Here is a 13,624-nt window from a genome sequence, read left to right on the forward strand (position 1 = left end):
ACATGGAAAGGTTAGGTTCCTGATGCGCAAGCGGTCGCTTCAATCCTGACTGCACAAATCTCGACATGGACCTCAACCAAAAAGTCGCACTCGTAACCGGCGCCGGCCGCCGCATCGGCCGCGCGATCGCGCTCGAACTTGCCGCTCACGGCGCGTCGGTCGCAGTTCACTATCGAACCTCGCAGAACGAAGCGGACGCAGTGGTCGCCGAAATCGCAAGCAAGCGCGGCAAGGCGCAAACATTCCATGCCAACCTCGAGCACGTCGCCGAAATCGAGCAGATGATCGCGAGCATTCTCGACGCCTTCGGCCGCATCGACATCCTCGTCAACTCCGCCTCGGTCTTCGCGCCCACGCCGCTCGCCGAAGTCACCGAGGGCGACTGGGACGCGAACCTCAACACCAACCTGAAGGCGCCGTTTTTTCTGTCGAAGTTCGCGGGCGCCGCGATGCGCCGACAAGGCGCCGGAAAAATCGTCAACCTCGGCGATTGGGCCGGCATCAGCCCCTACAAAGACTACCTGCCATACTCAGTCTCGAAGACCGGCCTCATCGGCCTGACAAAAGCACTAGCCAAAGAACTGGCCCCCGAGGTCCAGGTGAACTGCATCGCGCTTGGCATGGTGATGCCCCCCGAAGACTACACCAGGGAAGAAGTAGAGCGTCTTGTCAGTCGCACTCTGACAAAAAAAATGGGTACGCCCGAAGACGTAGCCCGCGCCGTGCTCTTCTTCTGCGAGACCGACTTCGCGACCGGCGCCCTGCTGACCCTCGAAGGCGGTCGCCTCCTTTCGCCTTAACTTCTAGCAGGGACGAAGTCCCGCATCTTCTCTTAGTGCTGGGTGCAGGGGTCACCCCTGCCCAAGGAAGCGTGAAACCCGCGGAGGGGTTTCACATCCAATCAGGTGTATTCACTCCCCGCTTTTCGCGGTGCTGCTCTCCTTCGGCGGACTCTTGAACTCGATCTTCGCGCCCTTCGCGATCTTCTTGAGCATCCCCTTCACCACCGCGTCTTCATTCTCGTCGAGGATGAACATTGCGATCTTCGCCTTCACCTCCGACAGCAGCGAAATCGTCTCTCCGCGCCGCGCGACCACCTTGATAAAACTGTAGCCGAGATTCGACTCGACGATTTGCGTCAGCTGCCCGACCGGCGTTGCGAAGACCACCTTGTCCACCACCGGCGGCAACTGCCCGGGCCGAAAGTAGCCGAGGTCGCCCCCCTTCGCCGCCGACTCCGTGTCCTCCGAGTTTTGTTTCGCGAGCGCGGCGAAGTCCTTGGTCTTCTTAGCCTCGTTGTAAATCTTGATTATCTTTTCGGCCGCCGCTTTCTTCTGTGCGTCGGTCGCGTTGGGCGGTATCTTCACGGCGATATGCGCAATCTGCACCTCGCCGGGATCCTTCACGAAGAGATCTCGATGCTCTTCGTAGTACTTCTGAATCTGCGCGTCGGTCGGCTGCACATGATGCGCGCGGAATTCGTCGTCGAGCATCTTCTCGATCTCCATCGACCCGCGCACCGCGTTCATCAACTGCGTATCCGGCGCGCCGCTCTGGGTGACTGCCTGCCCGCCCGCGCCGGCAATCTGGAACTCTCGCGCGCGCTGCGCCACTTCGCCGTCGGGAATCGTGATCTTGCGTTTCGCGGCCTCCTGCAGCAGCAGTTGCCGGTTGATTAGATTTTCGCTCGCATCGCGAAACACCGCCTTGGATTCTTCGGTGCTGGTCGCGTTGATCATCTGCGCTTCGGTCTTCGCGTAGTCGGTGATTTCCGCCGCCGTAATCGGCGCGCCGTTGACTGTCACGACCACCGGGTCCTTCGGATCGGGCTTGACGAGAGGGATGATGCCGAGGAAGCGTTGCTGCCAGTTCAGCCCCGACTCACCCAGTTGCGCGCGGGCCGGACGTGCGGTTGCAACCGCGACCGCAATCGCGACAATCAGACAGGCAATCTGCTCACGGCTAATGCGCATCAATCCAACCCCCCCAATCGGTCGCGCCCGGCGACGTGCACGATGAACCCACGGCGTATACTCGGCTGCGCCTCGGCGTCAAGGCAAGGTGGAGATTCGCGATGACGCAACTGCGCACGGTGAGCATGGTCTGCGCGATAATAGCGAGCGTCGTCGCGATAGTCGCAGGCTTTATCCTGTTTTTCGTAATAGAGCCGCCGTTCCTTGCCTCGATTTTCCTCGCCTCCGCCTCAATCGCCATCGGATGCTTCATCCTCACCGGCATCGCCGCCTACTTCAGCCCTTAATGCCTGACGGGTCCCCTTCCACCGGGGAAGAGGTTAGGGGTTCGGTTCCTGCGCTGCGCTGCGCCGCGGCACCATCGCCGGCGCATACGCCGTCCTGCACGGCGGCCCTGGCGCGAAGTAGTGCGCAATCTCCTGGGTCTGCCCGCGCATGAGAATCAAGCTCGACGACCGCGTCCCATAATTCTCGAGATGCAGACACAGCGCGTTAGGCCGTCCTGATCGCGAATCGAGCTGCGTATTGTGATCCGCCAGCAACGCCCCGAGCGCAGCACGCTGCCCAATCGGGTCGCGCTGAAAATCCGCACGATTCCCAAGCTCCGCGAACTTCCCGTACGACGCACTGATCTTCGGACACTCGAAATCATTCAAATCGAGATTGGACAAAAGATGCAGCCCCGGCTTGATCTCGACCACCTCAATCGAAGCGCCACGGTTGTAGGCGACGAACGCTTCCGTCCGCGACACCATCAGCAAATTGAATGGGTTGTAGTCCGACCCGCGCTCGTGTGACGCGAACTCCGCCGCTTCGCGCGCAGTCCGCCGCCGCAGCGCATCGAGGCATAACAGCCCGCGCGACCGCGCATCCGGATTGCCGCCATTCTCCGCTCGCCGATTCAACAGCCCCGCAACGATCCCGTGCTCGCTGATCCCCAGCCAGGTGCCGCCCGCCTTGAGATCCTTCCCGCCAACAACGTGCGGATGCTCGAGCAGAGTAGTGGGGTCACCCGCTGCCCGCTCCAGAAACTCATCGCGATTAGCCGCAATCACCACCGGACAATCGCGCGTAGCCTGAAAATAAATCGCCAGCGTGCACATCCCTTCAAAATTGGCAGTCCACAAGGTACTCGCACAAGCCCCGCATTCTTAATACCAAGGTGCAGGGATTTACCCCTGCCCGAGGAAGCGTGAAACTCACAGCGGGTTTCACATACGATTACGCGTCCTTCAACAAAACGACTTTGATAGAATCGTTGCGTGATTGCGGGTGAGCGATTCGATGTGATCGTCATCGGCGCCGGCGTCGTCGGCAGCTCGGTCACGATGGCCCTCGCCGAGCGCGGACTCAAGACGCTCGCCGTCGATATCGATCTCAGCGGACGCCTCAGCTCCAGCGAGAAGAACGCGGGCGGCGTGCGCGCCACCTGGTGGCAGCGCGTTAATATCGCGCTATGCCGCGCGTCGATCGAGTACTACCAGCGCGTGCGCGACGAAGTCGGCTTCCGCCAGAAGGGTTACCTGTGGCTTTACGATCAGGAGACGTTCGCGCGCGCTGTCGAGCATATCCCGCTGCAGCGCGAGCTCGGCCATCCGATCGAGGCGCTCACGCGCGCCGAGGTCAATCGCCGCGTGCCCGAGATCGACAAGCTGGACGGGATTGCAGGCGCCACCTTCTCGCCCGCCGACGGGCTCATCAACCCGAACCTGCTCAAGGGGCACTATCGCGCCCGCGCGCTGAAACTCGGCGCACAGTTTCTCGATCGCACCTACGTCGTCGCGCTCGATGCAGGCGCGTCGAGCGTTCGCCTCCAATGCTGGCAATCCGACGAGCCGCACAGCGACGAGGGCCTGGTCCGTATGATGACGCAGGACGGCCCCGGCGAAGCGGAAACTGGTCACGTGTTCGAGCTGAATTGCGATTCGATCGTCATCGCCGGGGGAGCATGGTCACCGTCCGCGATGAAACTGCTGGGGCTGCGCAACTGGACGCAGCCGATTCGCCGCCAAGTCTGCATCGTCGACAATCGCGAGACCAACCTCGCGAACTACGGCATGATCGTCGATACCTCCGGCGTGTACTTTCACAACGAGGGCGCGCACATCCTGGCAGGATACTCGCCGCCCGACGAACCACCCGGCTATCATTTCAACTACGACGGCGAGCCGTTCTTCCTGAACGAAATCTGGCCGCGGATGTTCGCGCGGATGTCCTCGATGGAACGCCTGCGCCACGTCACCGGATGGGCCGGGCTGTACGAAGTCAGTCCCGACCGCAGCGCGATCGTCGGGCGCGCCGACCCAACGAAACGCGTTTACGAGGCGCATTCGTTCAGCGGCCGCGGCGTGATGCAATCCTACGGCGCCGGCCAGGCGCTCGCCGATCTGATTGCGCACGGCAAGTACTGCGCCTTCGATGCATCCGCACTCTCGCGCGATCGCTTCGATCGCGGCGAGCAAGTCTGGGAGGAGTTGCACATCTAAGCGCTCAGGATCCATGCACCAAAAAGCTTTAACAGGGACGAAGTCCCGCATCTTCTCCTTTCGTAATACCGGGTGCAGGGGTCACCCCTGCCGAAGGAAGCGCGAATCCCACCGCGGGTTTCAGATTCAATTCTGCGGCGGTCTCGACCGGTCCTGCAGTGGGTTTCCTCGCCTTAACTCGGCGTGATATTTAATCTAATCCGCGCGGGGCTTGCCCTTCAGCTTCCGCTGTCGAGGAGGATGGATGTTTTCATCGATCGAGGACGTAATCGAGCGATTCGCCAAGAACAATTATATCGCCAGTCGGCGAATCGCGACCGTCATCTACCTGGCGAGCGAACTGGGCAAACCCATCCTGGTCGAAGGCCCCGCCGGCGTCGGCAAGACCGATCTGGCCAAGGTGCTCGCCGCCTCGCTCGGCTTCGACATGATCCGCCTCCAGTGTTACGAGGGCCTCGACGAGGGCAAGGCGCTTTACGAATGGGAGTACGCGAAGCAGCTCCTCTACACGCAAATCCTCAAGGACAAAATCAGTGAAGTACTGGTGGGAGCCAAGGGGCTCACCGAGGCAGTCGATCGAATCGCCGCGCAGGACGAAGTATTTTTCTCCGAACGCTTCGTGCTGCCGCGCCCGTTGCTCAAGGCCATCTCCAGCGAGCAACCGTCGGTCCTGCTGATCGACGAGATCGACAAGGCCGACGCCGAGTTCGAAGCGTTCCTGCTCGAATTGTTGTCCGACTTCCAGGTGACGGTGCCCGAGCTCGGCACGCTCAAGGCCAAGCACATCCCGCTGGTTGTCCTAACGTCGAATAACGCGCGCGAAATGTCCGACGCGCTGAAGCGTCGATGCTTGCACCTGTACATCGACTTTCCAGATCGCGCGCAGGAACTCGCGATCGTCAAGCTCAAGGTGCCCGAGGCGGCTATCAAGCTCGCCGAGGAAGTCGTCACGGTCGTGCAATCGCTGCGCAAGCTCGATCTCAAGAAGACACCCGGCATCAGCGAGACGCTCGATTGGGTCAAGGCTCTCACTCTTCTCAACGTGAACAGCCTCGACCAGGAACTCGTTACCGAAACGCTTGACACGATCGTCAAGTACGAGGGCGACGTGCGCAAAGCGCAGGAAGAGCTCAAGGACTATGTGCGCCGCGTGCGCGCACGTCGCGGCACCGAAGCCGGCAGCGACAAGGATCTCCTCAATTGATCGGCGCGCGCGTTGAACGAGTAGGGTAGGGCATCAGCGCACCATGCAAGAGAAGCTCGTAGAATTTGCAAACCTGCTGCGCGAGAACGGCGTGCGCGTCTCGCTCGCTGAGACGCTCGACGCGTTCAGCGCCTCCGAAGTCACCGGCCTCGCCGAGCGCGATGCGTTCCGCGCCGCGCTGCGCTCCACGATGGTCAAGCGGGCCAGCGAGTTGCCCGTCTTCGAGGAACTGTTCGATATCTATTTCTCCGGCCTCGGCGAGATTATCAAGCAGGCGAGCCAGGCCGTGCAGAACGCGCTCTCGATGTCCGATCAGGAATTTCAGAAATTCCTGGACGAAGTCGAGAAGATGCTCAAGAAAGAAGGCAAGAATCTCTCCGAGCTCGCGAAACAACTGCTGCAGAACAACTCGGGCGAGATGGAGCGGAAAATCCGAGAAGCCTCGCGCGCCGTCAAGCTGCAGGGCATCGAGCGCACGATCGAGGAGAACTATTTCGCGCGCGCGCTCGCCCGCCAGCTCGGGCTGGACAAAATCGAAGCCGAGATCAAGGAGCTGCGCGAGCAGCTCGAGAAGATGGACATCGGCTCCGAGCTAAAAGCCAAGATGGAAGAGTACCTCGAGCGCCGGCTCAAGGCGCTCGACGATATTATCCGCCGCTACGTCCGGATGGAGCGTGAGAAGCGCGATATCAAGCAGAAGGAAGATCAGCGCCTCAATCAAATTGGCGAGAAGAGCTTCTATTACTTGACCGAAGAAGAACTCAAGAAGATGAATGAGGCGGTGACGCGCCTCGCGCAGCGCCTGAAGAACGTGATCACGGTGCGTCGCAAGCGCTCGAAGAAGGGCCGCTTCGATATCAAGCGCACGCTGCGCCAGAACCTCGAGTACGGCGGCGTCCCGTTCAAGCTTCGCTTCGAGAAGCGCAAGAAGGAAAAGCCGCAGGTCGTAATCCTGTGCGACGTTTCGGACTCGGTGCGCAACGCCTCGCGCTTTATGCTGCAGTTCGTGTACTCGCTGCAGGATCTATATTCGCGCGTGCGCAGTTTCATCTTCGTCGCCGACATCGGCGAGGTGACCGAATGCTTCCGCAACAACGACGCCAAGGAAGCGCTCGACGTCGCGCTCAAGGGCGATATCATCAACGTGTACGCCCACTCGAATTTCGGCTACGCGTTCCGCAACTTCGTCACCGATCATCTGGGCACGGTCAACAAGCGCACCACCGTTATCGTGCTTGGCGACGCGCGCAACAATTACAATCTCCCGCACGATTGGTGCTTGCGTGAAATCCGCCAGCGCGCGAAAAAAGTGATCTGGCTTAATCCTGAGAGCCGCAATACCTGGGGCTTCGGCGACAGCGAGATGGATCGCTACGCCCCGCACTGCGACCTGGTGGAAGAGTGCCGCAATCTCAACCAGCTTTACCGCGTTGTCGATCGCTTGGTCGCAGGCTGACGGACTCGATCCTCGCGGCTGCGCGGCTTGTTCGGTTGACCACACTGCGTCTTTGGGCCAAGATATTTTCTCGGGGTGATGCGCAGAATTTCGGTTCGAAAGCGCGCATGCTCGAAGAGAAAAGGTTGATGAGCCCCTCTATGGCCGGACACAGGGAAGACTTTATTTTGATGATTGTGGGCGGGATCATGCTCGACCCCTCAACCAAAATGCCCATCGTCGTTCTGAAGGATCCTGACAACAAACTCAACCTGCACATCTGGATCGGTCCGCTCGAAGCCACCGCGATGGCCACTGAGCTCGAAGGGATGAAGCCGCAGCGCCCGATGACCCACGACCTGCTGCGCAACCTGATGGTCGAGTTCGGCGCGACCGTCGAGTCGGCAGAGATCACCGAGCTGCGCGAGAACACCTACTTCGCACGAATCCAGGTGAAAACCCGCGACGGCAAGGCGCTCGAAATAGATTCGCGGCCGAGCGACGCGATTGCGCTGGCGTTGCGCACCAAGTCGCCGATTTACGTCGCGAAGAAAGTGCTCGAGGCCAGCAGCGAGCTCCACGAATCCCAGGGCGAACCGCAGACTTCCGATCAGAACCTCGCCGGCGTCTCGCGCGACAAATGGTCCGAGATCCTCGAGCGGATGTCGCCCGAGGATTTCAAATACAAGATGTAAGGCGCGTGCGCGCTAACTCCTCTGGTCCTCTGCCGGGCGGCGCCCGCTGGAGCATTCGATGCCGCCGACCACTCATCGCCGCAAGCTAACGCAAAAAGAACTCAGGGCGCCCGACGAGTTCACGACGCTGGTCGACAACGCGCGCGACTTCCTGGTCAAGAACCTAACCCAGGTGATTGTCTCGACCGCGGTCGTCGTGGTCGCCGGCGCGGTCGTGATTGGCGTGTACTACTACGAGCGTCATCGCGACAGTATTGCGTCGGCGCGCTTCTACGATGCGATCACCGCGCTCAACGCCGGCCAGAACAAAGACGCCGAGACACAGTTCAAGCAGCTTGCGGATGAAGAGCCGGCACGCCGGCTCGGACGACTAGCGCGCTTCTACGTCGCCAGCGCGTACATTGCCGACGGCGACCTGCCGGACGCGCGCGATTCGCTCGTCGCGTTTCTGGCCGAGGAGCGCGACCCTCTGTTCCGCAGCCTCGCGCTGACCAACCTCGCGGTGGTTTACGAGCACATGGCCGATTGGAAGAAAGCGGCGGGCGCGTATCAGCAGGCGGCCGCGGATCCGGGGCCGGAGCAGGTGAGGGCGGAGCTCGGTGTCGCGCGGATGCTGGCGAAGGCGGGCGACAAGCAGGGCGCGATCGTCGCCTATCGCGGTTTTCTCGCCGCGCATCCGTTCGCGCAGCAGCGCCAGGACGTAATGGAATCGCTGGCGCTGCTCGGCGCGCCTGCCGAGATTCCGCCGCCGCCGTCAGCCGCGGCGGGCGGACCGCAGCCGGTCGTCATTCATTAGTCGCAGAGGCCGACGGCGACTTTCCCGCAAGCTCCGAGTTAATCACGAACTCTATCACTTTGCCGTCAGGCAATCCCACGACCGGGATTCCGTTGACGAAGAACGTCGGCGTTGACGAGACTCGAATCGCATTGCCGTCCGTCTGATCCTGCTTGATGCGGGCCTCGGTTTGCGCGCTGTCCATGCAGGCCTTGAGTGAAGGCGCGTCGAGCTTCTGCGCCTTCGCCAGCTTGTCGACGTCGTCCTGAATATTCTTGACGGTGATCGAGCCCTGGTTGGTGTAGAAGTAGCGCGCGAAGTCCCAGAACGCCGTCGGGTTCTGCAGCCGCGCGCATTCGGCGGCCTCGGCGGCTTTGATCGCCCACGGATGCACGTTCAGCGGGTAGGCTTTGAAAATCACCTTCACCTTGCCCTTGTAGGTCGTGTTGACCAGGGTCTCGATCACGCTGAACGCATGCGCGCAGAACGGACATTCGAAGTCGGCAAACTCGACGATCGTCACCGGCGCATCCGCCGGCCCCTGCGTCGGGCGATCGTCCAGGCTAACAGCGCCCATGTTAACCCGTCCCCACGGCTCCATGCTGGTGTCGATATATTGACCGATGATGGCCTTGGTCTCATCTTTGTCGAAGAACAGCGTAGTGGAGACGGTCTGTCCCGCCTCATTGCCGACGATCAATTGGCGCGCGTAGAGACCCTCGATCGGCGTCTTGAAAGCAGGGCCCAGCTTGATCAGGTCGGCGCTGGGAATCTTGAAGTGTTTCTGGAGATAGGTCTTCAACGCCGCGTCCTTGGCGGGATCGGTGGCGACCGCAGCGGCGGCAGCAGGGGAGGCCCCCGGCGCATTCTGCGCGAACGCCGCTCTGCTGGCGCCCAGCAACATCAACGCGCCGACGAAAGCGCACATACCGGCGATCCTTTCATCGCCGCGTAACTTCGCATAAGAAGTATTATGTAAACTACGACAAATAACTGAAAATCGTAAAAGGCCTGAAATCATTGGATGCTGCGACGCTCCCCGCTTCAATATTGATTGTGTCCGGCGTGATTTTAAGAGAACCACCGCCGGCGAATTCCGCACAGTTCTAGCTAATCGCGACCGCTCCGTACAGCGCCGGATTCTTTGCCAGGCGTTCCGGGCTTGCGGCCCAGCGCGCTCAACGCTCTCCGGGCCACGAAATTACGCGGTTCGAGCTTCAACGCTCCTTCGTAGTACGTGACCGCGTTCGCACTGCGCTCCAGCCCAGCCGCGCATCGTCCCATCGCGATCAGCAGCTCGACGCCGGCGGCGCCGAACTCTCTCGCGCGCTTGAGCGCGTCGAACGCCTCCGCGAATTTTTGCTGCTCGGCAAGCGCCAGGCCGAGTCTCAAAATCGCCGAGGCGTTCAGAGGATCGAGTTCGAGCGCGTCGCGGTACATCGACAGCGCCGAGCGCTTGGCGCCCTTCTCGTATAGCTCGCGTGCGAGCGCCGCCATCCGCGCGCCCTCCTCGGTCCATCCGCACGCTTCGACTTCCACCGTTATCTCGTTGTGCGAGACTTCCGCCTTGACGAGCTTGAGCTTGTCGCCGAGATATTCGCGGAGGCGCTCGAGCACCGCATCGCCGTTGGTCTCCGGCGACTCGAGAAATGCGAGCCCGACGGGATCGCCGACGTGATCGGCCCGCCGGATCACCAAGGACCGCCGCGGGCGCGATCTTCTCGAGGGCGCGTGCTTGTCAGACGCGCTCATTTGGATCGAAGAGTTTGCGATATTCGTCGAGGGCGAAGCGGTCCGTCATCCCCGCGATGTAGTCCGCGACCGCCCGCGAAATCGGTTCGCCGTAGCGCTCGGCGCGCGCGAGCACGTGCTCCGGCATCTGGCGCGGCTCGGTCATGTAAGTTTGAAACAGGGCGTCGAGCACCCTGCCCGCTTTCTCGGTCATCCGGCTGACCCGGTAGTGCCGATACAATCGATCGCGCATCACCTGCTTGATTTCTTCGACCTTCGGTCCCATGGCAGAGCCAAAAGACGCGAGCACCCTCTCCGCCTTGCGCACATCTTCGACGCTGCGAATCTTGCTGCGCTCCAGCTCGCCGGCGAGATTGGTCATCAGGTCGGTGGACATCGCGTCGATCATCCTGATGACGATCTGGTAGCGCAGCACGCGCATCTCGGCCGCCGGGGACGCGGCGCGCGCGGCAGCCGCCGACTCTCTGAACAGGGCGGACGCATTGAGTTCCTCGACCGAAAGCATCTGCGCCTTCAAGCCGTCGTCGACGTCGTGCGCGAGGTACGCGATCTCGTCGGCCAGATCGACGATTTGCGCTTCGAGGCATGGGTAAGTGCTCGCATCAAACTCCTGCGCGGCGGGACGATCCTGAAAATGCGAATGCTTGACGATTCCCTCGCGCACTTCGAAGCTCAGATTAAGCCCGCGAAAATTCGGGTAGCGAATCTCGATCCAATCGACGGTGCGCAAACTCTGCGCGTTGTGATCGAAGCCCCCGTACGGCGTCATCAGCTCGTTGAGCACCTTCTCGCCGGCGTGGCCGAAGGGAGTGTGCCCGAGGTCGTGCGCGAGTGCGACCGCCTCTGCAAGCTCCTCGTTGAGGCCGAGTGCCCGCGCTACCGTGCGCGCGATCTGCGCGGCTTCGAGCGTATGCGTCAGGCGAGTGCGGTAGTAATCGCCCTCGTGATTGACGAAGACCTGGGTTTTGTACTCGAGGCGTCGAAACGCGGCGGAGTGAATGACGCGGTCGCGATCGCGCGCAAAGACGGTGCGAATCGGATGCTCGGGTTCGGGAAAGCGGCGCCCGCGACTGGCCCGCGACGCCATCGCATACGGCGCCAGCGTGCGCGCCTCGATATCCTCCAGCTCCTGCCTCGTGCGCAGCATCGCGTTCAACAACCGAGATGCTACCACGCCGCCGACAGCTCCCGAAGCGCCCCTCTCGACATCGGTCAACACGGTGCTTATGCCGCGACTGCCGGGTTCTTATAATCTGAGGCGGGTTGCCGGCATGTCTCGCATTCAAAACTACAGCGTGCAACGACGAATCGCGCTGACGATCGTTATGAGCGCACTCTTCGCCGCGTGCGCGACGTCTCGTCCAGCCCAGCTCCCGCCCCCAGCGCCCGCGCCCGCCGCTCAGCCAACTCCGACGCCCGAGGTAGTCGGGATGGCCTCGTGGTACGGTCCGGGATTCCACGGTCACAAAGACGCCGCAGGCGCGGTTTACGATCAGGAGGACCTAACCGCGGCGTCGATCGCGTTTCCATTAGGCAGCCGCGTGATGGTCACGAATCTCGACAACGGCCGCTCCGTCGAGGTGAGGATCACCGACCGCGGGCCGTTCGTGAAGGGGCGCAAAATCGATCTCTCGCACAAGGCGGCGCGGATCATCGGGATGCTCGACCAGGGCACCGCGCGCGTGCGCATCGCGCTCATCAGCAAGCCGCCGGGCACTCGCGAGGTCGGCGCGCCGCTGCGCTACTGGGTGCAGGTCGGTTCATTTTCCGAGCGTCAGAACGCCGAGCAGGTGCGTGGCAAGCTAGCCTCCTACTACGACGACGTTCACATCGATCAGCTTGATGCCGACCATCGCCGCTATTACCGTGTACGCATGGGCGCATTCGCGAGTCGCTCCGCGGCCGAGACGCGCGCGTCCGACTCCGCCCACTTCGGACTTCCAGTTGTGATCGTCACCGAATGAACAGCCGGGCCATTATCTTCGGACGACGGCTCTGGTGGCCTGCTTGCGCTGTCGCCGCGCTGATCATTCTACGCGGATGCGCCTACTCGCTCGTCAACGGCGACCATGTCAATTCGCAGCAGGCCGCGAAAATTGAGACCGGCATCCAGACGGTCCGTCAGCTGCGCTTCAAGCAATCGGTTCCGCTCACCATCAAAACCCCGAACGAAGCCGAGGCGATGATGGAAGCCGACCTGATGCGCGACTACACCGACCAGCAGCTGGAGGCAGACGCCGTCGCCGGCTCGCTCACCGGTCTGTATCCCGCGGGACTCGACCTCAAGGCCGCGTCGCTCAAGCTGCTCAAGAGCCAGGTCGCGGGCTTTTACGATCCGCACGGCAAGGAAATGGTGCTGGTCGAGGGCGGCGCCGATCTCGGCATCTGGAACAGCGCGGCTCAGTTTATCATTCAGCGCGACGTCGTCGGCGAGATGCTGCTGGCGCATGAGTTGACGCATGCGCTGCAGGATCAGAACTTCGGTCTTGAAACGAGCCTCGACAAAGTCAAGGACGACGACGATCGCGGGCTCGCGCTCAAGTCCGTGGCCGAGGGCGACGCGACCATCGCGGGCTTCGCTTACGCCGCCGGTCGCATGGACGACAGTACGGCAGACGCGCTCGCCGACAACCTCAAGCAGCTCCCGCAGGCTCTGGCAACGGAAGCGCCCGACACGCCGGAGGGCCTCAGCGCGCCGTTGGTGTTCCAGTACTCCGACGGCGTCCGCTTCGTCGCCGAGGCTTATCGCCGCGGCGGATGGCCTGCGGTCGACGCGCTGTATGGCAGACCGCCGCAGTCCAGCCACCAGATTCTGCACCCCGAGCTCTACTTTGACAGCACCGCGTCAGGGCCGCGAATCGAGCTCGCTGGCTACGACGGAGTTATGAGCGGATGGAAAAAAGCCGACGACGACACTTACGGCGAACTGCTGCTTCGCGTGATCCTCGAGCGCAACCTGGGCAAGCAATCCAACGAGGTCGGACTCGCCGCGCGATGGGTGGCCGACCGCATGATCATCCTGCAGGAGAGCCGCGGCGTGAACGTGATCTGGATGCTGGCGTTTAGCGACCTGCAAACCGCCAGCCACTTCGCGGTCGTTTATGAGACCTTGCTCGACCGCCTGCTCGGAGACTCCACCCCGCACCGCATCGACACCCGCTCCAACGCGGTGCTCGTCGTCATTGGGCAGGGCGCGGATTATTTCGACACGCTCGCGCCCGCTATTTGGAACGCGAGCACGATCGAAACCGGCGGCGTCTCCGCGCGCATCGAGCCGTCCGCCACGTCCGCCGATCAATAAGCG

Annotated in this window: 14 protein-coding genes; 9 read left to right on the forward strand and 5 right to left on the reverse strand. The window is 61.9% G+C overall.

Going from position 1 to position 13,624, the window contains the following annotated elements:
• Positions 1-65 precede the first annotated feature (65 nt).
• On the forward strand, positions 66-800 hold the full coding sequence (locus VJX68_RS06765; RefSeq protein ID WP_324094908.1) for an SDR family NAD(P)-dependent oxidoreductase: 735 nt from the start codon (positions 66-68) through the stop codon (positions 798-800).
• Positions 801-911: 111 nt separating this feature from the next.
• Here VJX68_RS06765 and VJX68_RS06770 read toward each other — a convergent pair whose 3' ends face one another.
• On the reverse strand, positions 912-1,973 hold the full coding sequence (locus tag VJX68_RS06770; protein WP_324094909.1) for a foldase protein PrsA: 1,062 nt from the start codon (positions 1,971-1,973) through the stop codon (positions 912-914).
• A gap of 101 nt (positions 1,974-2,074) precedes the next feature.
• Here VJX68_RS06770 and VJX68_RS06775 point away from each other — a divergent pair, with 101 nt between their 5' ends.
• On the forward strand, positions 2,075-2,260 hold the full coding sequence (locus VJX68_RS06775; RefSeq protein WP_324094910.1) for a hypothetical protein: 186 nt from the start codon (positions 2,075-2,077) through the stop codon (positions 2,258-2,260).
• Between the two features lie 33 nt (positions 2,261-2,293).
• On the opposite strand, the gene VJX68_RS06780 is transcribed toward VJX68_RS06775, so the two are convergent.
• On the reverse strand, positions 2,294-3,076 hold the full coding sequence (locus VJX68_RS06780) for an NRDE family protein (protein WP_324094911.1): 783 nt from the start codon (positions 3,074-3,076) through the stop codon (positions 2,294-2,296).
• Between the two features lie 159 nt (positions 3,077-3,235).
• On the opposite strand from VJX68_RS06780, the gene VJX68_RS06785 reads away from it, so the two are divergent.
• The 5 genes from VJX68_RS06785 (at position 3,236) to VJX68_RS06805 (ending at position 8,589) form a co-directional block, all read left to right on the forward strand.
• The gene (locus tag VJX68_RS06785; RefSeq protein ID WP_324094912.1) at positions 3,236-4,459 is read left to right on the forward strand and encodes an NAD(P)/FAD-dependent oxidoreductase; all 1,224 of its coding nucleotides are present in this window, start codon (positions 3,236-3,238) and stop codon (positions 4,457-4,459) included.
• 244 nt (positions 4,460-4,703) lie between these two features.
• Complete coding sequence (locus VJX68_RS06790; RefSeq protein ID WP_324094913.1) at positions 4,704-5,663, forward strand: AAA family ATPase; 960 nt, start codon at positions 4,704-4,706, stop codon at positions 5,661-5,663.
• Positions 5,664-5,706: 43 nt separating this feature from the next.
• Positions 5,707-7,119 carry a vWA domain-containing protein gene (locus VJX68_RS06795; protein ID WP_324094914.1) on the forward strand — a complete coding sequence of 471 codons (1,413 nt, stop codon included), beginning with the start codon at positions 5,707-5,709 and terminating at the stop codon, positions 7,117-7,119.
• Between the two features lie 128 nt (positions 7,120-7,247).
• Positions 7,248-7,793 (forward strand): bifunctional nuclease family protein, encoded by a 546-nt coding sequence (locus VJX68_RS06800; RefSeq protein WP_324094915.1) that lies wholly within the window; start codon positions 7,248-7,250, stop codon positions 7,791-7,793.
• Positions 7,794-7,851: 58 nt separating this feature from the next.
• A complete protein-coding gene (locus VJX68_RS06805) occupies positions 7,852-8,589 on the forward strand; it encodes a tetratricopeptide repeat protein (RefSeq protein ID WP_324094916.1) in 738 nt (245 codons plus the stop codon).
• On the opposite strand, the gene VJX68_RS06810 is transcribed toward VJX68_RS06805, so the two are convergent.
• The 3 genes from VJX68_RS06810 to VJX68_RS06820 form a co-directional block, all read right to left on the reverse strand.
• Positions 8,579-9,496: a DsbA family protein gene (locus tag VJX68_RS06810; protein ID WP_324094917.1), complete on the reverse strand. Its 918-nt coding sequence runs from the start codon at positions 9,494-9,496 to the stop codon at positions 8,579-8,581. The two genes, VJX68_RS06805 and VJX68_RS06810, sit on opposite strands and share 11 nt — an antisense overlap.
• Before the next feature lie 182 nt (positions 9,497-9,678).
• Entirely contained in the window at positions 9,679-10,263 is a 585-nt protein-coding gene (locus tag VJX68_RS06815) for a hypothetical protein (RefSeq protein WP_324094918.1), read from the reverse strand.
• 43 nt (positions 10,264-10,306) lie between these two features.
• Positions 10,307-11,494, reverse strand: coding sequence for a deoxyguanosinetriphosphate triphosphohydrolase (locus VJX68_RS06820; protein ID WP_324094919.1), 1,188 nt, complete (start codon positions 11,492-11,494; stop codon positions 10,307-10,309).
• A gap of 97 nt (positions 11,495-11,591) precedes the next feature.
• On the opposite strand from VJX68_RS06820, the gene VJX68_RS06825 reads away from it, so the two are divergent.
• Positions 11,592-12,284, forward strand: coding sequence for a septal ring lytic transglycosylase RlpA family protein (locus VJX68_RS06825; protein WP_324094920.1), 693 nt, complete (start codon positions 11,592-11,594; stop codon positions 12,282-12,284).
• A complete protein-coding gene (locus VJX68_RS06830; protein WP_324094921.1) occupies positions 12,281-13,621 on the forward strand; it encodes a hypothetical protein in 1,341 nt (446 codons plus the stop codon). Before VJX68_RS06825 ends, VJX68_RS06830 begins: the two co-directional genes overlap by 4 nt.
• The last annotated feature ends 3 nt before the right edge of the window (positions 13,622-13,624 follow it).

It is taken from the genome of Binatus sp. (SeqCode), assembly GCF_035272065.1.
Lineage (GTDB): Bacteria > Desulfobacterota > Binatia > Binatales > Binataceae > Binatus.

Bases quoted from the DNA above. Each gene is read 5' to 3' on its own strand.
- VJX68_RS06765 (WP_324094908.1), top strand. From the start codon at position 66: ATGGACCTCAACCAAAAAGTCGCACTCGTAACCGGCGCCGGCCGCCGC.
- VJX68_RS06770 (WP_324094909.1), bottom strand. From the start codon at position 1,973: ATGCGCATTAGCCGTGAGCAGATTGCCTGTCTGATTGTCGCGATTGCG.
- VJX68_RS06775 (WP_324094910.1), top strand. From the start codon at position 2,075: ATGACGCAACTGCGCACGGTGAGCATGGTCTGCGCGATAATAGCGAGC.
- VJX68_RS06780 (WP_324094911.1), bottom strand. From the start codon at position 3,076: ATGTGCACGCTGGCGATTTATTTTCAGGCTACGCGCGATTGTCCGGTG.
- VJX68_RS06790 (WP_324094913.1), top strand. From the start codon at position 4,704: ATGTTTTCATCGATCGAGGACGTAATCGAGCGATTCGCCAAGAACAAT.
- VJX68_RS06795 (WP_324094914.1), top strand. From the start codon at position 5,707: ATGCAAGAGAAGCTCGTAGAATTTGCAAACCTGCTGCGCGAGAACGGC.
- VJX68_RS06800 (WP_324094915.1), top strand. From the start codon at position 7,248: ATGAGCCCCTCTATGGCCGGACACAGGGAAGACTTTATTTTGATGATT.
- VJX68_RS06805 (WP_324094916.1), top strand. From the start codon at position 7,852: ATGCCGCCGACCACTCATCGCCGCAAGCTAACGCAAAAAGAACTCAGG.
- VJX68_RS06810 (WP_324094917.1), bottom strand. From the start codon at position 9,496: ATGTGCGCTTTCGTCGGCGCGTTGATGTTGCTGGGCGCCAGCAGAGCG.
- VJX68_RS06825 (WP_324094920.1), top strand. From the start codon at position 11,592: ATGTCTCGCATTCAAAACTACAGCGTGCAACGACGAATCGCGCTGACG.
- VJX68_RS06830 (WP_324094921.1), top strand. From the start codon at position 12,281: ATGAACAGCCGGGCCATTATCTTCGGACGACGGCTCTGGTGGCCTGCT.